General features: G+C 60.4%; 17 protein-coding genes and 1 pseudogene. 15 read left to right on the forward strand and 3 right to left on the reverse strand.

The genetic code is table 11. The features are described from left to right. Both DOU54_RS28185 and DOU54_RS16340 read left to right on the forward strand, forming a co-directional pair. A pseudogene (locus tag DOU54_RS28185) lies at positions 1 to 345 on the forward strand (type I secretion system permease/ATPase); the annotation flags it as partial. Then, a complete protein-coding gene (locus tag DOU54_RS16340) occupies positions 332 to 1,645 on the forward strand; it encodes an HlyD family type I secretion periplasmic adaptor subunit (protein ID WP_113731643.1) in 1,314 nt (437 codons plus the stop codon). The pseudogene DOU54_RS28185 and the gene DOU54_RS16340, both read left to right, overlap by 14 nt. A 24-nt stretch (positions 1,646 to 1,669) precedes the next feature. Here DOU54_RS16340 and DOU54_RS16345 read toward each other — a convergent pair whose 3' ends face one another. Both DOU54_RS16345 and DOU54_RS16350 read right to left on the reverse strand, forming a co-directional pair. Further along, the gene (locus DOU54_RS16345) at positions 1,670 to 2,590 is read right to left on the reverse strand and encodes an SMP-30/gluconolactonase/LRE family protein (RefSeq protein ID WP_193603378.1); all 921 of its coding nucleotides are present in this window, start codon (positions 2,588 to 2,590) and stop codon (positions 1,670 to 1,672) included. 33 nt (positions 2,591 to 2,623) lie between these two features. Further along, on the reverse strand, positions 2,624 to 3,337 hold the full coding sequence (locus DOU54_RS16350; RefSeq protein WP_162701986.1) for a GntR family transcriptional regulator: 714 nt from the start codon (positions 3,335 to 3,337) through the stop codon (positions 2,624 to 2,626). 103 nt (positions 3,338 to 3,440) lie between these two features. Between DOU54_RS16350 and DOU54_RS16355 the strand changes: the two genes are divergently transcribed. The 10 genes from DOU54_RS16355 to DOU54_RS16400 are packed head-to-tail and all read left to right on the forward strand — an operon-like array spanning position 3,441 to position 14,346. Then, the gene (locus tag DOU54_RS16355) at positions 3,441 to 4,493 is read left to right on the forward strand and encodes a Gfo/Idh/MocA family protein (RefSeq protein ID WP_034498323.1); all 1,053 of its coding nucleotides are present in this window, start codon (positions 3,441 to 3,443) and stop codon (positions 4,491 to 4,493) included. Next, a complete protein-coding gene (locus tag DOU54_RS16360; RefSeq protein WP_034498321.1) occupies positions 4,486 to 5,502 on the forward strand; it encodes a Gfo/Idh/MocA family protein in 1,017 nt (338 codons plus the stop codon). Before DOU54_RS16355 ends, DOU54_RS16360 begins: the two co-directional genes overlap by 8 nt. Continuing rightward, the gene (locus DOU54_RS16365) at positions 5,499 to 6,572 is read left to right on the forward strand and encodes a Gfo/Idh/MocA family protein (RefSeq protein ID WP_113731644.1); all 1,074 of its coding nucleotides are present in this window, start codon (positions 5,499 to 5,501) and stop codon (positions 6,570 to 6,572) included. The genes DOU54_RS16360 and DOU54_RS16365 overlap by 4 nt, the downstream gene beginning before the upstream one ends. Before the next feature lie 22 nt (positions 6,573 to 6,594). Further along, complete coding sequence (locus DOU54_RS16370; RefSeq protein ID WP_004438356.1) at positions 6,595 to 7,866, forward strand: ABC transporter substrate-binding protein; 1,272 nt, start codon at positions 6,595 to 6,597, stop codon at positions 7,864 to 7,866. A 57-nt stretch (positions 7,867 to 7,923) separates the two neighbouring features. Further along, the gene (locus tag DOU54_RS16375) at positions 7,924 to 8,892 is read left to right on the forward strand and encodes a carbohydrate ABC transporter permease (protein ID WP_004438359.1); all 969 of its coding nucleotides are present in this window, start codon (positions 7,924 to 7,926) and stop codon (positions 8,890 to 8,892) included. Continuing rightward, positions 8,885 to 9,928, forward strand: coding sequence for a carbohydrate ABC transporter permease (locus DOU54_RS16380; protein WP_035208507.1), 1,044 nt, complete (start codon positions 8,885 to 8,887; stop codon positions 9,926 to 9,928). The genes DOU54_RS16375 and DOU54_RS16380 overlap by 8 nt, the downstream gene beginning before the upstream one ends. Before the next feature lie 22 nt (positions 9,929 to 9,950). Then, complete coding sequence (locus DOU54_RS16385; RefSeq protein ID WP_113731645.1) at positions 9,951 to 11,030, forward strand: ABC transporter ATP-binding protein; 1,080 nt, start codon at positions 9,951 to 9,953, stop codon at positions 11,028 to 11,030. A 37-nt stretch (positions 11,031 to 11,067) separates the two neighbouring features. After that, a complete protein-coding gene (gene araD, locus DOU54_RS16390) occupies positions 11,068 to 12,792 on the forward strand; it encodes an L-arabinonate dehydratase (protein WP_113731646.1) in 1,725 nt (574 codons plus the stop codon). Between the two features lie 11 nt (positions 12,793 to 12,803). Then, complete coding sequence (locus DOU54_RS16395) at positions 12,804 to 13,601, forward strand: NAD-dependent epimerase/dehydratase family protein (protein WP_113731647.1); 798 nt, start codon at positions 12,804 to 12,806, stop codon at positions 13,599 to 13,601. 34 nt (positions 13,602 to 13,635) lie between these two features. Continuing rightward, complete coding sequence (locus DOU54_RS16400; protein WP_113731648.1) at positions 13,636 to 14,346, forward strand: ribonuclease activity regulator RraA; 711 nt, start codon at positions 13,636 to 13,638, stop codon at positions 14,344 to 14,346. Positions 14,347 to 14,349: 3 nt separating this feature from the next. On the opposite strand, the gene DOU54_RS16405 is transcribed toward DOU54_RS16400, so the two are convergent. Continuing rightward, entirely contained in the window at positions 14,350 to 16,701 is a 2,352-nt protein-coding gene (locus DOU54_RS16405; protein ID WP_193603386.1) for a helix-turn-helix transcriptional regulator, read from the reverse strand. A gap of 135 nt (positions 16,702 to 16,836) precedes the next feature. Here DOU54_RS16405 and DOU54_RS16410 point away from each other — a divergent pair, with 135 nt between their 5' ends. Genes DOU54_RS16410 through DOU54_RS16420 form a run of 3 tightly spaced genes read left to right on the forward strand, consistent with a single transcriptional unit; the run spans position 16,837 to position 20,397 of the window. Then, positions 16,837 to 17,865 (forward strand): ABC transporter permease, encoded by a 1,029-nt coding sequence (locus tag DOU54_RS16410; RefSeq protein ID WP_113731649.1) that lies wholly within the window; start codon positions 16,837 to 16,839, stop codon positions 17,863 to 17,865. Continuing rightward, on the forward strand, positions 17,865 to 18,746 hold the full coding sequence (locus DOU54_RS16415; protein ID WP_004438385.1) for an ABC transporter permease: 882 nt from the start codon (positions 17,865 to 17,867) through the stop codon (positions 18,744 to 18,746). Before DOU54_RS16410 ends, DOU54_RS16415 begins: the two co-directional genes overlap by 1 nt. Before the next feature lie 4 nt (positions 18,747 to 18,750). Continuing rightward, positions 18,751 to 20,397 carry an ATP-binding cassette domain-containing protein gene (locus tag DOU54_RS16420; protein WP_113731650.1) on the forward strand — a complete coding sequence of 549 codons (1,647 nt, stop codon included), beginning with the start codon at positions 18,751 to 18,753 and terminating at the stop codon, positions 20,395 to 20,397. Positions 20,398 to 20,401: the final 4 nt, after the last annotated feature.

The raw sequence follows: 20,401 nt of genomic DNA on the forward strand, positions 1-20,401 counted from the left end.
GCCAATCTTGACGCGGAAGGCGAGGCGGCAGTGGTCCGGTCGATTGCCTCCGTCAAGGCGCGCGGTGGTATTGCCGTTGTCGTCGCCCATCGGCCAAGTGCCATCGGTGCGGTGGATTTCATCCTGATGATGGAAGAGGGAAGGATGAAGGCCTTTGGCCCGCGCGACGAGGTGCTTTCCAAGGTGCTGCGTGTTCCGCAGGGGCAGGGCGGCAAAGGTTTCACCGCCTCCGCGCAAACGGTCTCACCGCTGCGCGTCGTGGCCAATACCCAGGCCCGGCCCGCCGGGCTGGAAGACGGCCGTGAAGAGAACAGCCGGAAGGGAGAGACGGATGTCAAAGATTGATCAGCGCAGCAGCGTTTCCCGCTCCATCCGCAAGCATCTCTTTGCGGGACTTGCCGCAAGCATTGCGCTTCTGGCCGGTGTCGGCGGCTGGGCCGCGACGACCCGTCTTGCCGGTGCAGTCGTCGCCTCCGGTCATCTGGTTGTGGATTCGTACACGAAAAAGGTCCAGCATCCGAGCGGCGGTGTCGTCGGTGAAATTCTTGTGAATGAGGGCGAGAGGGTGAAGGCCGGCGATGTGGTCATGCGTCTCGATGCGACGCAGACCCGTGCCAATCTCGCCATCGTGACCAAGCGCCTGGACGAACTGACTGCACGCATGGCCCGACTGGAAGCCGAGCGGGACGATTTGCCTGAACTCGCCTTTCCGCGGACTCTGATCGCGCGCATGGATGACCCGAATGTCGCTTCTGCCATGCGCAGTGAAACGAAGCTGTTCGAATTCCGCAAGTCCTATCGAGAGGGCAGGAAAGCGCAGCTGTCCGAGCGCATCACCCAGTTCGAACATGAGATCGAAGGTCTGAAGGCGCAGGAAGTGGCCTATGATAACGGGCTTGCGGTGTTGCAGGCTGAAATTGCCTCGCAGAAATCGCTGCGCGAACAGGGCGTCGTCTCCGTGCAGCGGCTGAACAGCCTGCAGACTCAGGCCGCGACATTCGGCGGGGAGCGCGGCGAAAAAATCGCCTATCAGGCACAGACTGCGGGGCGCATCACCGAAACCAAGCTGCAGATCCTTCAGATCGATCAGGAATTGCGGACCGAGGTCGGGAGGGAACTGCGCGAAATACAGGCCCAGATGGGCGAATTCGTCGAGCGCAAGGTTGCCGCCGAAGATCAATTGAAACGCATTGATATCGTCGCGCCGCAATCCGGGACGGTGCATGAAATGGCTGTGCATACGGTGGGGGGCGTCGTAACGCCGGCCGATCCGATCATGCTGATCGTACCTGACGGAGATGACCTTGCGCTCGAGGTGCAGATCCTGCCGAAAGATATCGACCAGCTTCAGGTGGGGCAAAAGGCCATGCTGCGCATGACCGCCTTCAACCAGCGCGTCACGCCGGAGCTGGAAGGTCATGTCAGCCGCATTGCGGCGGATATCACGACAGATCAGCGCACCGGGCTCTCCTATTATCTGGCACGGATTTCCGTCCCGGTTACCGAGCGGAAGAAGCTGAACAATGCGCCGCTGATGCCGGGCATGCCCGCCGAGGCCTTTATCCAGACCAGCGAAAGAACGGCACTGTCCTACATCGCCAAACCGCTGACGGACCAGATCAGCCGCGCCTTCCGGGAGGATTAGGAATTCGAACCCGACCTGAGGGCGTTATCCACCTTCGCCAAAACGGAAGCCGGCGAACCCTCTCGTTTGCGTCGGGATAGCCCAGACGCCGCCCGAGAATGGCGCTTTCTCAAGCCGGTCTTCGGACATGTTGTGGCGGTGTGATGTCAGGAAAAGGATGCTGAAATCAGGCCCTCCGAAGCAGGCCATCGTGGGGTGAGGGACAGGAGCCGCGATCACGTTCGTCAGCTTGCCATCGGGCGAGAAAATGTTCAACACGCCAGCGGAAACGCCCGCGCTGTAGTAGTTGCCGCTGCTATCGAGACAGCCGCCATCGGGTCTTCCTGTTTCTTCGGTCATCCGGGCCACCTGTACGCCCTCATCGAAGGTGCCGTTCAGGCGGTCGAATTTTCGCCGGCGTATCCATTTCTGGACGGAATCGCTTTGCCACATGATTGATCCATCGGCAGAAAAAGCGAGGCCGTTCGGGCATGTCAGCCCGGTCTGCATGCGCTCGGCGCTTTTTTCGGTGATCCGCCAAAGCTCGCCATGGGGCTCCATGTCCGAAAGCGGCACATTGTGCATTGTTCCCACCCAGAAAGCGCCGTCCGGGCCGATCCGTCCGTCATTCAGCCGGCAGGGGATGCCTTCGGGTGCCGGAATGGAATGGAGGAGACGCGTTTTGCCGCTGTCCGGATCGAGGATGACGATGTCCATGCCACAAGCGACGATGAGTTCGCCGTTCTGGCAAAGGCCGAGACTTGAAACCGTCCTGGGGAACGGCCATTCTTGATAGACGCCGGGCTCAAGACCTGCGCACCGCACGGTCTTTCCGAGAATATCGCACCAGAAAAGCACCTGTCGCCGCTCGTCCCAGACAGGGGATTCCGCCAGTGTACTCATCGTGTCGCACAGAAGTTTCGTTTGCGACATGGCAAGCGCTTGTCCGGGATTTGCCGTATTCATGATGTTCGAACCGTTGAAAAAGATGCCGCAGAATTACTCGAAATAGTCCTGGTGGTTCTCGAAGACTTGCGAAAGAATGCCGAGGACACGTCTCAGATGTTTGCGCAAATTATCGGTCGCGCGGACTTCGTCTCCTGCCCTGATTGCGTCATATACCGCCTCATGTTCGGAAAGCAGGCGTGCCATATGCGCTTCGTCGGTTATGGCGAGTGCGCGCAGGCGATCCAGCCCCGCCTTCTCGCGGATCAGCAGGGATTCCAGTCTTTCAAGCCCCGTCGCGGCGGCAAGCGCGCTGTGGAATTGGTCGTCATGAACGCGGAAAGCCTTTCTGTCTCCATTGCGCATTGCTGTCCGCTGGCCGTTCAGGGCGTGTTCGATCTCCTGTTCCGCTTCCGCAGTCAGGCCGATCTGGCACAGCCTGCACACTGCCGCCACCTCAAGTGCCTCGCGGATGAATTGCGCGCTGCGGATGTTCTTTTCCGATAATCTCGAAACATAGGTGCCGCGGCTTGGAAGCGTCACGATCAAACCATCGTCGCGCAGACGGCTCAGCGCCTCCCGCACCGGGGTTCGGCTGGAATTGAACGATTGTCCGATTTCGTTTTCCGAGACTGCCTGACCGGGAAAAAGCTCCCGCGAAAGGATGGCGGATTTCAGCGCGGAATAAATCTGGTCCACGACCGGACGGTTAAGGTCCAGTCGCTCCATTGTCGGCACGGTGCCGCCTGTCACGGGAATTTTCGGCATATACCCTCCAGCGTTCTCATAACCGGTATACCGGAACACAAGTCTGTTGACAACCGGCATACCGGTATGCAAATGATTGCGCATTGGGAAGGAGGCTCCCGAAATGCAAAATATCAAGACCTGCGTCATCGTTGGTGCCGGAATGGTAGCGAAGACGCATGTGCTTGCCTGCGCGGCAAGCCCTGAAAAAATTCGCCTGAAAGGCATAGTCGACGGTGGCTCCGGCCGCGCCAAGGCGCTGGCCGCCGAAGCCTCGAAACACACCGGATATGAAGTTGCGGTTTATTCCTCAGTCGAGGAGGCGGCGCGCGATACGGATGTCGATTTCGCCATCATCGCAACACCGCCAAATGCCCGTATTGATATCGTCGGGAAACTGGCGAAAGCCGGCAAGCACATCCTGATGGAGAAGCCCGTCGCTCGCAATACGCAGGAAGCAGACGGTCTCGTTGCCCTTTGTCGCGAGGCAGGTGTTACTCTCGGCATCATCTTCCAGCACCGCATGCGGGCTGCATCGCAAAAAGCCCGTGAGCTCGTTGATGGCGGCACGCTCGGCGCGCTAGGCCTCTGCGAAATCTCCGTGCCCTGGTGGCGGGCGCAATCCTATTACGACGAACCGGGTCGCGGCACGCTGGCGCGCGATGGCGGCGGCGTCCTGATCTCCCAGGCAATTCATACGATCGATCTGGCATTGAGCCTGACGGGGCCAGTGGCCCGTGTTCAGGCCATGGCTGCGACGACGCGGTTCCATCGCATGGAAACCGAAGATTATGTTTCTGCCGGGCTGCGCTTCAAGAATGGTGCCGTTGGCTCGCTCGTTGCAAGTACCGCAAGTTTCCCCGGCGCTGCGGAATCGATCCTGCTGCATTTCGACAATGCCAGCCTTCGGCTTGCTTCGGGTCTGTTGCATCTCGACTGGCGCGATGGCCGGCAGGAGACTTTTGGCGGCGCTGCCGCTGGCACGGGCGGCGGCGCCGACCCCATGGCTTTCACGCATGAATGGCATCAGGGCGTCTTCGATGATTTCGCAGACGCCATCTCTTCAGGACGCCCGCCGGTCGTCACCGGTGAAGCGGCTCTTTTGTCTCACAGATTGATCGACGCGATCATCAACTCGGCCGACACCGGCAAGGAAGTGGAACTGCAGGATGAGTAAAGCAATCAAGTTCGTCGCTCTCGGGATTGAGCACCGGCACATTTTCGGCATGGCCCAGAACCTGCTGGATGCTGGCGCCGAATTTGCCGGCTGGTGGACGGAAGGCGAGCCCGATGTCGTGGAAGGCTTCGTCAAGCGCTTCCCGGATGTGCCGCGCGCAGCATCGAAAGAGGCGCTGCTGGCTGACGGCACCGTCGATCTCGTCGTGATCGCCGATATTCCCTCCAAGCGCGCCGATCTAGCGATCGCAGCGATGGAAGCCGGCAAGGATGTCATGTCGGACAAGCCGGGCTGCACCACCTTCGAACAGCTCGACCGCCTGCGCCAGACAGTCGCAAAGACCAAGCGCATCTGGACCGTGGATTTCTCCGAGCGCTTCGAAGTCCCAAGCGTGACCAAGGCTGCTGAACTCGTTGCGCAGGGCGCCATCGGCCGCGTCATCCAGACTGTCGGCCTTGGCCCGCACCGCCTGAACCGCCAGATTCGCCCGAAGTGGTTCTTCGAGCGCGAAGCCTACGGTGGTATCATCACCGACATTGCCAGCCACCAGATCGACCAGTTCATGTTCTTCACGGGTTCGACCGAGGTTGAGATCGTGTCCGCCACCGTTGCCAATTACGCCAACCCGCACGATCCTGGCCTTCAGGATTTTGGCGAGGTCGTGCTGCGCGGCGACAAGGGCCACGGCTATATCCGCGTCGACTGGTATACACCGGATGCGTTGCCGACCTGGGGTGACGGTCGTCTGACCATTCTCGGCACCGAGGGCTACATCGAGCTGCGTAAATATGTTGACGTCGGCAACACCGAAGGCACCGACCGCCTCGTTCTCGTGAATGGTGACCGCTGCGAGTATATCGATGCTTCCGGTGCTGGCCTGCCCTATTTCGCTCGCATCTGCGACGATATCCGCAACCGCACGGAAACGGCAATGACGCAGGAACACGTCTTCAAGGTCTGCGACCTGTCGCTGCAGGCACAGGCCAAGGCTGAGGGAGCCTCGAAATGATTGGTGTTGCCATCATCGGCGCCGGCATCGGCGCCCAGCATCTGAGCGGCTATCGGGCGCTACCCAATCGCTTCGTCGTCAAGGCGATCTGCGATCTCGATCTGGAGCGCGCCCGCTCCGTCGCCGGCGGTGATACCTCCATTCATCTCACCACCGATCTCGATGAGGTTCTGGCCGATGAGAGCATCCAGCTGATCGACGTCTGCCTGCCGCCGCACCTGCATTTTCCGGTGACGCTGAAGGCGCATGCGGCGGGCAAGGATGTGGTCTGCGAAAAGCCGCTGGTCCGCTCTCTGGAAGAAGCCAATGCGCTGATCGACTCCGTCAAGAAGACCGGTCGCGGCGTGTTTCCCGTGTTCCAGTACCGCTTCGGACACGCCATGCGGCAGATGCGCGCGCTCATCGATGCCGGTCTTGCCGGCAAGGCCTTTGTCGCGAGCTCGGAAGTCCATTGGAACCGTGGTGCCAGCTATTACGACATTCCCTGGCGCGGCACCTGGAAGGGTGAGTGCGGCGGTGCAATCCTTGGTCATGCCATTCATGCCCATGATCTTCTCTGCCACGTCCTCGGTCCGGTCGAGGAAGTTTTCGCCATGGCCGATACGCGGGTCAACAAAATCGAAACCGAAGATTGCGCAGCACTCAGCTTCCGCATGAAAAGCGGTGCGCTCGCAACAAGCTCGGTCACGCTCGGCGCGGCCGAAGACACCTCGCGCCTGCGTTTCTGCTTCGAGGGCTTCACGGCGGAAAGCGGCACCTTGCCGTATCGTCCGGCAGAAGACACCTGGCGTTTCATCGCCCGCGCCCCGACGACACAGGATCAGATCGACGCCGTTCTGGCGACCGTAGCGGATGGCGAAAACGGCTTTGCCGGTTTTGTCGAAGCCATTGCCGACGCGATGGAAGGACGCGGCGGCAAGGAAGTGACGGTTCATGACGGCTTGCAGTCCATTGAACTCGTGACAGCCATCTACCGATCGGTCCGGGAAGGAAAGCCGGTTCGTCTGTCCGACGCCGCCGAAGGTGAGTGGATCAAGGGCTGGGCTCCGAGCGCATCCGCAAAAGCATAATCATCTAACGGGAGGAAACCAGATGACCAGAAAATACAGCATGGCACTGGCGCTCGCCATTGGCGCGGCGTCCTTTGCCGGTGCCGCGCAGGCGGCCCAGGAAGTGCGCTTCACCTGCGCTTATGACGGTAACGGCTGCGAAATCCTGAAGGATATTCTTGCACGTTACGAAAAGCAGCATCCTGATGTGAAGATCGTCACCGATGTCGTGCCCTACAAGGCGCTGCTGGAAGGTCTGCCCGTGCAGCTCGCCGGCGGCAGCGGTCCTGACTTCGCAACCGTGACCGATCTTGGCGGTCTCAACCGCTATTATCTCGATCTGACGCCCTATGTGGACGCGAAATATTGGGAGGATAATTTCTCCAACGTGCTGAAATGGTACCGCAGCGGCCCTGACGACAAGGGCATCTACGGCATGCACACGCAGCTCACCATCACCGGCGCCTTCATCAATCGCACCCTTTTCGATCAGGCAAACGTCGCCGTTCCCGGCAAGGATGCGACGCTGGACGACTGGGCGAAGGCCGCCAATGCCGTCGCCAAGGCAACCGGCACGCCTTACCCGATGGCGATCGACCGTTCCGGCCACCGCATCGCCGGCCCGGCCATTTCGTACGGCGCGAAGATTTTCGACGCCGACGGCAAGCCGATCCTCGTCGATGAAGGCTTCACCACGTTCGTGAAGAAGTTCGTGGAGTGGAACAAGGACGGCACCATGGCGCGTGACGTCTGGGCTGGTCAGGGCGGCAATACCTACCGTGACGCCGCGCAGGAATTCATCAACGGCCAGCTGGTCTATTATTATTCCGGCAGCTGGCAGACGGCGCGCTTCGACAGCCAGGTCGGCGATGCCTTTGACTGGGAAGTCGTGCCGCAGCCCTGCGGTGGCGCAGCCTGCACCGGCATGCCTGGCGGCACCGGCATCGTCGGTTTCAAGCAGACCAAAAACCCGAAGATCGTCGCCGACATCCTGAACTTCCTTGCTCAGGACGAGAACTATCTCGACTTTACGGTGCGTACCCGCAACGTTCCGGCGAACAAGTCGGTGGCGGACAAGGGCGTGACCTATACCGGCGCGACGCCTGCGACGCAGAAGGCCATGAATGCCTGGCTCGACCAGATCCCCGGTCTCAGCCCGATTGCCTACGCCTACCAGGGCTACAAGAACAACCGCGCCATGTTCAACATCTCAGTCCAGCGCATCACGCAGGCTATCGTCGGTGAAAGCACCGTTGATGAGGCCATGGCCCGTGCGAAGACGGACCTTGAGGAAGCGTTGAAACAGGCGAAGTGATCCATCGCCTTCCGGCGCGGCGCATGCCGCGCCGCGCCGGATCGAAGGAGGACCCTCATGTATAAATTTCTTGCGCCCGTCATGGGCATCGTTGAATTGCCCTTTTCCTTTCTGCAGAAGGTTCTTGGCCACAGGCGGATTGCGTGGGTGTTTCTGACACCCAACCTGATCCTGTTTGCGGTCTTCGCCTTCCTGCCGATCCTGCTGAACATGGCCTACTCCGTGACCGGCAGCGAACACATATTGCTTTCCGAGCGCCCTTCGGTGGGCGGCGAAAACTTTTCGGTCCTTCTTTCCTGTCAGAATTATCTCGATCCCAATTCCTGTGCGCGCGATCTCTTCTGGCGTTCCGTCTGGAACACGCTGTTCTTCGTCGTGCTGCAGGTGGGTTTCATGGTCGGCTTTTCGCTGATCACGGCCATCGTGCTGAACCGCGATATCCGGGCGCGCGGCTTTTTCCGTGCGGTGTTCTTCTTCCCTGTTTTGCTGTCGCCTGTCGTCGTGGCCTTGATCTGGAAGTGGATACTCCAGCGTTTCGGCGTTCTCAATGCGGCGATGGAAGGCCTGGGCCTCGGTTCGGTGGACTGGTTGCTCGAAGCCAATCTTGCCTTCGGTTGGTCGGTCTTCCTGTCGGTCTGGGCGCATATGGGTTTTTACACGCTCATTCTCCTCGCCGGCCTTCAGGCGATCCCGCGCGATGTCTACGAGGCGGCGCAGCTGGACAAGGCAAGCCCATGGCGCATCTTCCGGCGCATCACCCTGCCGCTGCTTGCGCCCACCATGCTCGTCGTTCTCGTCCTGTCGGTCATCAAGGGCGTGCAAACTTTCGATGAAGTCTTTGCCTTTACCGGCGGTGGCCCGGGTTCGGCGACGACCTTCATCATTCAATTCATCTATCAGACCGGCTTTGCCGGGACGCCCCGGAATTTCGGACTTGCGGCCGCCGCTTCGCTGCTGCTCGCCGTGGTGCTCGTGGTGCTGACCGCGCTGCAATTCCGGGCAAACAGGAGCAAGGTCGATGGCTAGGATTGGCGCATTTCTGACCCGTACCCGCGGCCGTAACGGCAAGCTGCATTGGACCGACTGGCTGTCCTACGCCTATCTCGGCGTGGCCGTGCTGATGATGTTCGGTCCTGTCGTTTGGCTGGTGCTCTCGTCGTTCAAGACGGAAGCCGATCTCCAGCGCTTTCCGCCACGGCTGCTGCCCTATAGCCAGGAAACCATGGTGGTGGACGGGCAGCCAAATCCGCTGCCGGCCTATGTCGACAAGGATGGCCGCAAGCTCGGCATGATCAGGCGTATCGGCCTCGTGGCGCAGGTGGTTGATCCCGCCAAGCCGGCGGAAGTGCTGAAGATGCAGTTCAACGAGCTGAAGCCGGCTGAAAAGGTGGCGCTCGCGACGGAAAACTACACCGAGCTTTTCCAGCGCTTCAATTTCCCGCTCTATTTCTGGAACTCGACCTTCATCACGGTCACCTCGACCATCATCATGCTGATCGTCAATTCCATGGCGGCCTTCGCGCTCTCGAAATATCAGTTCAAGGGCAGGGGCGCCGTGCTGGCGCTGGTGGTCGGTACGCTTATGATCCCGCAGACCGTCGTGCTTGTGCCGCTGTTTCTCATCACCAGCCAGCTCGGTTTGATCAACAGTCTGTGGGGCGTCATCATTCCCGGTGCGGCGACACCCACGGGCGTCTTCCTGCTGCGGCAATACATGCTCACGATACCGGACGAGATCCTCGATGCGGCGCGCATGGACAAGGCCAGCGAGTGGAAAATCTACTGGCGCATCATCCTGCCGCTCTCGGCACCCGCGCTCGCGGTTCTAGCGATCCTTGCGATCATGTGGCGCTGGAACGACTTCCTCTGGCCGCTGATCGTGCTGACCCGCAACGACAACTTCACCCTACAGCTGGCGCTCAACTCCTTCCAGGGCGAGATGACGACGGAGTGGAGCAATCTTCTGGCCATGACGGTGCTGACACTCGCCCCGATCGCGCTGGTCTTCATGTTCCTGCAAAAATATATCGCCACCGGCATTGCGTCGACAGGCGGCAAATAATCCTCAGGGAGGAAATACGACAATGGCAAGTATAGAGCTTCGTCAGGTCAAAAAAACATATGGCGCCCTCGATGTGATCAAAGGCGTTGATCTCGATATCAAGCACGGCGAATTCTGCGTGTTCGTCGGCCCTTCCGGCTGTGGCAAGTCGACGCTGCTGCGCATGATCTCGGGCCTGGAAGAGTTGAGCGGCGGCGATATCGTCATCGGCGGCGATGTGGTCAATACGGTGCCCGCTGCGGATCGCGGCCTTGCAATGGTGTTCCAGTCCTACGCGCTTTATCCGCATATGACGGTCCGCGAAAACCTCTCTTTCGGTCTTGAGAACATCGGCACGCCGAAGAAGGAGATCGCCGAGAAGATCGCGCAGGTCGCCAAGATGCTGCAGATCGATCAGCTTCTCGAGCGTCGTCCCAAGGATTTGTCGGGTGGGCAGCGCCAGCGCGTCGCCATCGGCCGCGCCGTGGTGCGGGAACCTCGCGTGTTCCTCTTCGACGAACCGCTTTCCAACCTCGATGCGGAACTGCGCGTCGATATGCGCGGCGAAATTTCCAGTCTGCACCGGCGTCTCGGCAACACCATGATCTACGTCACGCATGATCAGGTGGAAGCGATGACCATGGCCGACAAGATCGCCGTTTTGCGGGCTGGTAAACTCGAACAATTTGGCGTGCCGCTCGACCTCTACAACCGCCCGGCCAATCTCTTCGTGGCAGGCTTTATCGGCTCGCCGAAAATGAACTTTTTCGCAGGCGAAGTGTCTTCGGACGCGACACCTGCGCTTAAAATCGCGACGGGCGAGACTATCCCGCTGCCACAGACCGGCTTTGCCTATAAGCCCGGCCAGAAGGTGACGCTCGGCATCCGTCCGAACCATGTGGAGCCGGGCGAGGGCGGCGCGTTGACCATGTCGGTGCGCACGGCGGAACAGCTGGGCGGCGAGTCCTATCTCTACGGTAATCTCGGTGACGGCACTCCTGTAACGCTGCATCTTTCCGGCCAGACCTCGACATCGGCGGGCGAAGTCATCCGCCTGTCGGCGCCACTTCAACACGTCCACCTTTTCGACACGACGAGCGGGCTGACGCTCCGGCAGGACTGACAGCCTTAGGCACCACCCGCAACGTAGGACCAATGACATGACCGATAAAAAACTCCGCTCCGACCGCTGGTTCGCTCCCGACGACCTGCGCAGCTTCGGCCACCGCTCGCGCATGATGCAGCTGGGCTATGCGGAGGAGGATTTTATCGGCAAACCCGTCATCGGCATCCTCAACACCTGGTCGGAGCTCAACACCTGTCATTCGCACTTTCCGGAGCGCGTGCAGGATGTGAAACGCGGCGTGTTGCAGGCTGGCGGCTTCCCCGTCGAAATGCCGTCGCTTTCCGTGGATGAGAGCTTCACCAAGCCGACATCGATGCTTTACCGCAACATGCTGGCGATGGAGACGGAAGAAATGATCCGCTCGCATCCGCTGGATGGTGTGGTGCTGATGGGCGGTTGCGACAAGACGACGCCGGGCCTCGTCATGGGTGCGATCTCGGCCGGTGTGCCGATGATCTATCTGCCCGCCGGCCCGATGCTGAGCGGAAATTACGCCGGCAAGGTGCTGGGCTCGGGTTCGGACGCCTGGAAATATTGGGATGAGCGCCGCGCAGGCAATGTTACGGACGAGGAATGGCGTGGCGTGCAGGGCGGCATCGCCCGTTCTGCCGGTGTGTGCATGACGATGGGCACGGCCTCGACCATGACGGCCATTGCCGACGCGCTCGGCATCACCCTGCCGGGGGCCTCCTCCATTCCGGCAGTCGATTCCGAACATCAGCGCATGTCCGCAGCCTGTGGCCGCCGCGTTGTCGAGATGGTGTCGGAAGACCTGACACCGAACCGCATCCTTACGGCGGCAGCTTTCCGCAACGCTGCCATCGTCGCCATGGCGACAGGTTGTTCCACCAATGCCGTCGTCCACCTCATCGCCATGGCGCGCCGCGCCGGCGTGCCGATGACGCTGGATGAGCTGGACGAACTTGGCCGCGTTACACCGCTCATCGCCAATGTCCGCCCCTCCGGCAAGAACTATCTGATGCAGGACTTCTTTTACGCCGGTGGCCTGAGGGCGCTGATGAAGCAGCTGGAAAGTCGTCTCGACTGTTCCGTGCTGACAGTGACTGGCCGCAGCATGGGCGAAAACCTTGAGGGTGCAAAGGTCTACAACGACGACGTCATCCGCTCGCTGGACAATCCCGTCTATGCGGAAGGCTCTCTTGCCGTGCTGCGCGGCAATCTCTGCCCTGACGGTGCCGTCATAAAACCCGCCGCCTGCGATCCCAAACTCCATATACATCAGGGTCCGGCGCTGGTGTTTGACAGCTACCCTGAAATGAAAGCCGCCATCGACGATGAAAATCTCGATGTGACGCCCGATCATGTGCTGGTGCTGCGCAATGCCGGTCCGCTCGGCGGCCCCGGCTTCCCGGAATGGGGCATGTTGCCCATTCCAAAGGCGCTGATCAAAAAGGGCCATCGCGATATGCTGCGCATCTCGGACGCCCGCATGTCCGGCACGTCCTACGGTGCCTGCGTACTGCATGTCGCACCGGAAAGCTTCGTTGGCGGCCCGCTGGCGCTGCTGAAAAACGGCGATATCGTCCGCCTCGACCTGCCGCAGCGTCGTCTCGACATGCTGGTCAGCGAAGAGGAAATCGCTCAGCGCCGGGCGGCATGGCAAGCGCCTGCGCCGCGTTATGAACGTGGGTACGGTTATCTCTTCTCCAAGCACGTGACGCAGGCCGACCAGGGTTGCGACTTCGACTTCTTGCAGACAGATTTCGGCCGTTCCGCCGGCGAGCCCGATATTTTCTAAGAGGCCCCATCATGTTGAAGCGATTGCTCATCACCGGTGCCGGCGGCAAGCTGGGCAGCATGTTGCGCGGGCGGCTTGGCCATGTTGCCGAAACCCTCCGTCTTTCTGATGTGGTTGATCTCGGTTCGCCAGCGCCTCATGAAGAGTTCGTCCGCTGCGCGCTGGAGGACGAGCAGGCAGTTTACGATCTGGTCAAGGATTGCGACGGTATCGTCCATCTCGGCGGCATTTCCGTCGAGAGGGCTTTTGACCCGATCGAGGCTGCCAATCTGCGTGGTGTTTACAATCTTTACGAGGCGGCCAGAGCACACGGCAATCCCCGCATCCTTTTCGCCTCCAGCAACCACACGATCGGTTATTATCCGCAGGGCCAGCAACTTAGCCCTGAGACGCCTTTTCTGCCTGATGGCCTCTATGGGGTTTCGAAGATTTTCGGCGAGGCCATGGCAAGCCTCTACCATTCCAAATTCGGACAGGAGACGGCTATCGTGCGTATCGGCTCCTGTGACGAGAAACCCACGAACTGGCGCATGTTGTCGACCTGGCTCAGCTACGGTGACTTCGTCTCTCTGATAGAGGCGACCTTCCGCGTGCCGAAACTCTGCTGCCCGGTTATCTGGGGCGTTTCAGCCAATGACGACAGCTGGTGGGATAATTCCCATGTCGATTTTCTCGGCTGGCAGCCGCGCGACAATGCCGCGCGTTACCGGGCGGAAATCGAGCGCGACGTCCCGCGCCCCGGCCCCGAGGCAGCGATCGCAAAATATCAGGGCGGCATTTTTATCGATGAGCCCATTCACAGGACTTGAAACACATCCATCCGGCCATTGCGAGGAAACAGACATGAATAATGAAACGCGCGAAAAACTGATGACGATTTCCGTCGCCACGCTAGCGACAGCGCTTTACAAGCGCGGCTTGCGAAACCAGGTCATTCAGGGCGTTCGCCCGCTGGGCTACAAGGGCAAGAACATGGTGGGCCCGGCCTTTACCCTGCGCTACATGCCGGCCCGCGAGGATCGCAACCAGCTCGTAGAATTCCGCAATCCCGCCCATCCGCAGCGTGTTGCCATCGAAACCTGCCCGCCGGGCCACGTGCTTGTCATGGACAGCCGCAAGGACGCCTCTGCCGCCTCGGCCGGCGATATTCTGGTGACGCGTCTGATGGTTCGCGGTGGTGCGGGCATCGTTTCCGATGGCGGTTTCCGGGATGCGGCCACCATTGCCGAACTGGAGATTCCGGCCTACCACACCCGCCCTTCGAGCCCCACCAATCTGACCAAACACGAGGCCATCGAGATCAACGGCCCCATCGGCTGCGGCGATGCACCGGTGTTTCCCGGCGACATCATCGTGGGTGATGCCGATTGCGTCATCGTCATCCCCGCCGGCATTGCTGATGAAGTGGCGACGGAGGCGGTTGAAATGACAGCCTATGAGGATTTCGTGGTAGAGCAGGTCAAGGCCGGCCAGACGATCATCGGCCTTTACCCCTGCACCAAGGAAGAGCACCAGACGGCCTTTGCCGAATGGCGCAAGAAGAATAACCGCTGAGCCTCATAACCAGCCCAGTGCTTTCGCCGCGCGGATCGCCTCCGCGCGGCGTTTGCAATCCAGCTTGCGGAACAGGTTGCCAAGGTGAAACTTCACCGTCACTTCCGAGATGTTGAGCGTCTGAGCAATCTTCTTGTTCGACATGCCGCTGGCCAATAGTTGCAGCATCTGTGCTTCCCGTTGAGAAAGGCCGCCATGCAGCGCCCGAGCCTGCGGTGAGTTCACCGAGGCGGCGAAAATAGACAGCGCGGTGCGGACATCGGATGAGGTTTCGATGAAACTGCGGATGCGGCGATTGTTGAGAAGCGGCGAAAGGAAGACGCGCTCTTCCGACAGCACACCGTTGCAGCCAAGGCGGGTCGCCGATTCGAGCGCGGTGATTATATGCGCGCGGGCGGCGGCGTTGTCACGGCGCTGGTGCGCGGCATAGCTCTGCCAGATTCTCAATGCGACCTTCTCGCGATTGGTGACCTTTGGATTGGCGATCATCGCATCGATCTGCCGGGAGAGATAGGCGCGGGGTGTGAACAGGTGCACCGCATCGCGCAGCCAGGCCATGACATAGGCGATTTCATCACGACGTGTCAGGCGGGAGAGGTCTTCGTGGGCGCTCTCCACCCAGTTACGGCCCATGGGCATGCGAACTGCTGAAAGCGTCGCTGCGGCATCTGCCCAACGGTTGGCGTTCTGATAGGCGATGGCCGTTCTGATCTCCATCATCGCATGAAACTGCAACCCCTCCGACAGATGAATCCAGAGTCCGTCCAGAAAACCCGGGCGAACGGTCATCGGAAAATGGTCGATCAGCACCTGCGAGGCGTAATGCAGTGCAAACTGCATCAGACTCGGCCAGATTTCGGCGGCGGCGAAATGATCAAAATCATGTTCGACGAAATGCAGCAGGTCGCGCGGTTTTCCGGCCTCATAGGCAAGGCAGGCTTCCGCCAGTCGCAGCATCCGGAACTCCTGCATGGCATCATGCGGCACCTGTTCCAGCCGTGCGCGCGCCTCCTGCGCCGCCCGGCGCGCCAGAAGCACATCGCCGCTCATCAGCCGCAGCACGATCTGGTGCAGATGGATGAAGAATTCGAGCAGAGGCTGCCCGCCCATCTTGCGCAGATAGATAAGCGCGCGGGCGGCGGCCGCCTCTGCCTCGCGGAAATTGCGACGGCGGATTTCGAATTCAAGCAGCGCATTGTAATAGGCCGCCCATTTCCCGTGATCGTCCATGGGGTAATCCGCCATGAACTCGCCAAGCCGCGTTATCACCGCGTCATTGGGCGTCAGGTCCTCGGCGATCATCAGGTTCAGCCGGAAGGTGCGGGCTGCGAAGGAAAACCGCGAGCCGCGGGCTAGCACCTTCAGCGGGTCAAGGTAATCCGAGCCGAGGCTTTTGCCGAGCAGATGGCGCACGCGCTGCAATTCGCCCTGTTTCAGCAAGGCGCGGGTAACCGCGAAAAGGACGGTTTCATTGGAGGTGATCATATCCTGCGAAAACCGCATGATGATTTCGCGAAACCTGTCGACGCTGCTTCGGTAGATCAGTTCCCGCCCATGGGCGCGTTCGAGGATTTGCGCGGCATGGGTCTCGTAACCGCGATCGAGCAGCATCGCCATGGCTGCGAGCGAATGCCCTGCCTTTTCGAAGGCCGAGGCGACCTCCACCACGGCGCTGCCGGCCTGCAAGGTGGCGAGGCGTTCTCTTGCCGCGACCGTTAGGAGCCGTATCAGTGTGTGGTGATTGTCGGGTTTTCCCGTCAGAAAGGGCGGCAGAAGCATGGCCCAGTCAGCATCTGGGGCGGCGGAAGGGTTTTCGAGCCAAAAGGAAAGTTCGACGGTCTGGGCGGGCGTGAGATGGGGCAGATAGCTTTCGCGCAGATAGTCGGCGCATAACGTGTCATCCGGCAGGCGCGCCAGCGAAAGAAAGGCCGGCCATCCCGCGTAATCCTCGAGTGCCAGCCGTCGTTGCCCGGGTGGAAGGTCGTCCACCTCATCTGGCCGCAAGGCGAGTTCTTCCGGTCCTATGGTGAGCGAGCCGTGATGCAGGATGTGACGCGCCATGCCGCTGATCCTCTGGTCTGGCCGGCAGGCGATGACGACGAAACGCACCGACTCCAGAATGGGGGCTGGCATGCGTACCGCCCTTGCAAAAACTGGAATGTCCCACAGCAGGTTGCCACTGACCGCGTCATCGCTTTGCGGCTGGTGCGTGCGGCATATCTGAGCTCCGAGCTCCTTTGCCAGCGTCTCCAGCAATACGCTTTTTCCCGCACCCGCCGGTGCGCGCAGAAACACGACGCCCGCGGTTTCGCTGGCGATGCGATTGCAGAGGTGGGTCCGGGGCAGAAGCGTCATAGGAAAGGGATAGGATATCAGTTTCAAAAAACCTATACTCATTCTTTAAAAAACTATACCTTTCAGCGATTGTTCGAATGGCCATGTGGTGAAAACTTGTGCTCAGGCAACCGATGCACAAGGAACGTTCCACCGATGCAGCAACATCCGCTGGTCGCGATTTTGAACAGGCTCGGCACCTTCGTGCTGGTCATGATCGCCCTGTCCATCATGATTTTCGTGCTGGCCCGCGTGGTGCCGGGAGATCCCGCCCGCATGGCGCTGGGGCCGGCGGCAACGCAGGAGCAGGTGGATGCGTTGCGCGGGCAGATGGGCCTCGACAAGCCGCTCGCCGTTCAATATCTCGATTATATCGGCAATGCATTGCATGGTGATCTGGGCTTCTCGCTGGTTTCGCAGCGCCCCGTTACAACCGATCTGGCGCAGACTGTTCCTGCGACCGTCGAACTGGTGCTGGTCTCGGTCATTTTCATGTTCCTCGTCGCCATCCCGCTCGGCGTCATCACGGCGCATTATCGCAACCGGCCGCTGGATCACATCGGTCGCATCCTGTCGCTTACCGGGGTCACGATCCCAAGCTTTCTCTTCGCCATCACGCTGCAATTGCTGGCAGCGCGCTTTCTCTCCGGCTGGCCGATCATCGGCAGGCTCGATCATTCGCTTGGTTGGCAGGGCGGCCCCACCGGTTTCATCCTTGTCGACGGCATGCTGGCCGGACGTTTCGACGTCGTGCTCGATGCGTTGAAGCATCTCGCGCTTCCGGCCTTTGCGCTTTCCATGGCCGGCATCGGCCAGATCACCCGCATCACGCGCTCCTCTATGATCGAGAACCAGCGCAAGGACCATGTGCTGACCCTGCAAAGCTTCGGCGTGCCGGAGCGGGTCATCATCTTCCGTTACCTGCTGAAGCTCTCTTCCATCGCGCCGCTGACGATCATGGGTCTCGAATTCGCGTCGCTGATCGGCAATGCCTTCGTGATCGAGATGGTCTTCGCCTGGGGTGGTTTTGCTTCCTACGGGCTCAACGCCATCCTGCAGAAAGACCTCAACGCCGTGACCGCCGTGGTGCTGGTGGCCGGCCTGTTCTTCATCGTTGCGAACCTGATCGTGGATGTTCTGATCTCGATCATCGACCCGCGTCTGCGCCGCAAGGAGGCTCGCTGATGGCCGATATGAAAATGCTCGAACCCACCGATCGGGGCTTAAGCGCCGGTTACATGATGTGGTATCGCTTCAGTCGCAATCCGGCGGCGGTCATCGGCTCGTTGATCCTTCTGTCGGTGCTTATACTGGCGGTCTTCGCACCCTGGCTTACGCCCTATCCGAAACATATCGGCGCGGTTGTCGATTTCCGCGCCCGCCATATGCCGCCGGATCTGGAACACTGGTTCGGCACCGACAAGGCCGGTCGCGATATCTTTTCCCGTACCATCTTCGGGCTGCGTGTCTCGCTGCTTCTCGTCATCGGCGTGCTCGGTATTTCGGTTCCAGTCGGAACTGTGCTCGGCCTGATCGCCGGTTATTTCGGCGGCTGGACGGAAAAACTCATCAGCGGCCTGACGAATGTGATGCTGGCCATGCCGCCACTCGTCATGGCGCTCGCGGTCTCCAACCTGCTGGAACCGACACTGATGAACGCCATGATCGCGATCACGCTGCTATGGTGGACCTGGCATGCGCGGCTGATCTATTCGGTATCGAAGTCCATCGCTTCGGAAGATTACATCGAGGCGGCGCGTCTTGCCGGTGCCGGCCCGTTGCACATCCTCTTCCGCGAAATACTGCCCAACTGCGTTTCGGTCATTTCGGTCAAGACGACGCTCGATGCCGCCTTCGTCATTCTGTTCGGCGCGACGCTGAGCTTCCTGGGTTTCGGCGTCAAGCCGCCCACGCCTGACCTTGGATCGATGGTCGCCGACGGGCGCCAGTTCATGCCGGATTTCTGGTGGGAAGTGCTCTGCCCCGGCGCGGCCGTGCTTTACGTGACGCTGGGTTTCAATCTGCTGGGCGACGGCCTGCGCGACATGTTCGACGTGGAAAGCTAAGGCCATGACTGAACCGCTTCTCAAGGTCGAAAACCTCAACGTCACCTTCACCAATTACGGCCGCACCCGGCAGGTGCTGCGCGATGTCGCCTTCACGGTTGCCGCCGGCGAACGCGTGGCGTTGATCGGCGAAACCGGGTCGGGCAAATCCGTCACGGCGAAGGCAATCATCGGTACCCTGCCGAAAAACGCCGCGATCACATCAGGTGCCATCGTCATCGATGGCCGGGATGTGCTGTCCATGCCACGCAGGGAGCGTGAGGCCCTGAAGGGGACCGCGTTTTCACTGATCATGCAGGACCCGCTCTCCTCCTTCAATCCGGTCTTCAAGATCGGCACGCATCTGGATGATGTCATGCGCTTCGCCGACAAGCGCGATGGAATCAACTCGTCCAAGGCCGGGCGTCGCAATCGCATTGCTGCCGTTCTGCGCCGGGTGCAGCTTGCCGACACCGAGCGGGTGATGAACGCCTATCCGTCCGAACTTTCGGGCGGCATGCGCCAGCGCGTGTTGATCGGGCTTGCCTTGCTGCATCAGCCGAAGCTCCTGATCGCGGACGAGCCGGGCACGGCGCTAGACGTGACCACGCAGGATGAAATCCTCAATCTCATCAACCAGCTGGTCGCCGAAGAAAACATGGCGCTCTTGATGATCACCCACAATCTCGGCGTCGTGCGCAAGGTGGCGGATCGGGTCGTGGTTATGCATCACGGCGATATCGTCGAGACCGGACCCTGCGCGCAAATCCTCCATAGCCCTGCCAAGGATTATACGCGCTCGCTTCTGGATGCCGTGCCTCCGCTTTATGGCCCGCGCGTCACCGATCTGGCGCAGAGCACACGTTCGCCCATCGTCACCATCGAAGGGCTGAACAAGATTTATGGTCGGCGCAACGGTTATCACGCCGTGCGGGATGTGAATCTGACGCTGAAGGAAGGCGAGGTATTCGGCCTGGCCGGTGAATCCGGCTCCGGCAAAACTTCCGTCGCCCGTATGATCATGGGCCTTTCGCGCCCTACCTCCGGCAATCTTGTCATTGACGCTCCCGCGCCTGCGCGCGGCAAGCGATTGACGCAGATCGTCTATCAAAACCCGGGCACCTCGCTTAATCCGAAGCGCACGGTGAAACAGACGCTTGCCCTGCCGCTGAAATCCATCGGCATGGATGGGCAGGCGCGGGAAAACCGCATGCAGGAACTGATGGGGCTGGTGCGGCTGCCGCAATCCTATCTCGGCAAATATCCGCATGAGCTGTCCGGCGGCCAGAAGCAGCGTGTGGCGATTGCCCGGGCGTTGGCGGCCGAGCCGAAAATTCTCATCCTCGATGAGCCAACGGCCGCACTCGATGTGTCCGTGCAGAAGACGGTTATCGACCTTCTGCTGCAGCTGCGTGAGGAGCTTGGCCTGACCTATCTGATGATCTCGCACGACCTGTCGCTGATGCGCAATTTCTGTTCGCGCATCGCCATCATGCTGCGGGGCGAGATTGTCGAAGAGGGCGTGACGTCGGCGGTCTTTGCCGAACCGGCCCATCCCTATACCCGCGCCCTGATCGCGGCCATCCCCGTCGTCACCGACGAGGAAGAACGTCTCAAACCCACGGTGACCGAGGAGGAGCGCATGCGCTTCCTCGTCAAAACGACCGATTGATGAA

It is taken from the genome of Agrobacterium sp. MS2, assembly GCF_003261015.1.
Classification (GTDB): Bacteria; Pseudomonadota; Alphaproteobacteria; order Rhizobiales; family Rhizobiaceae; genus Agrobacterium; species Agrobacterium pusense.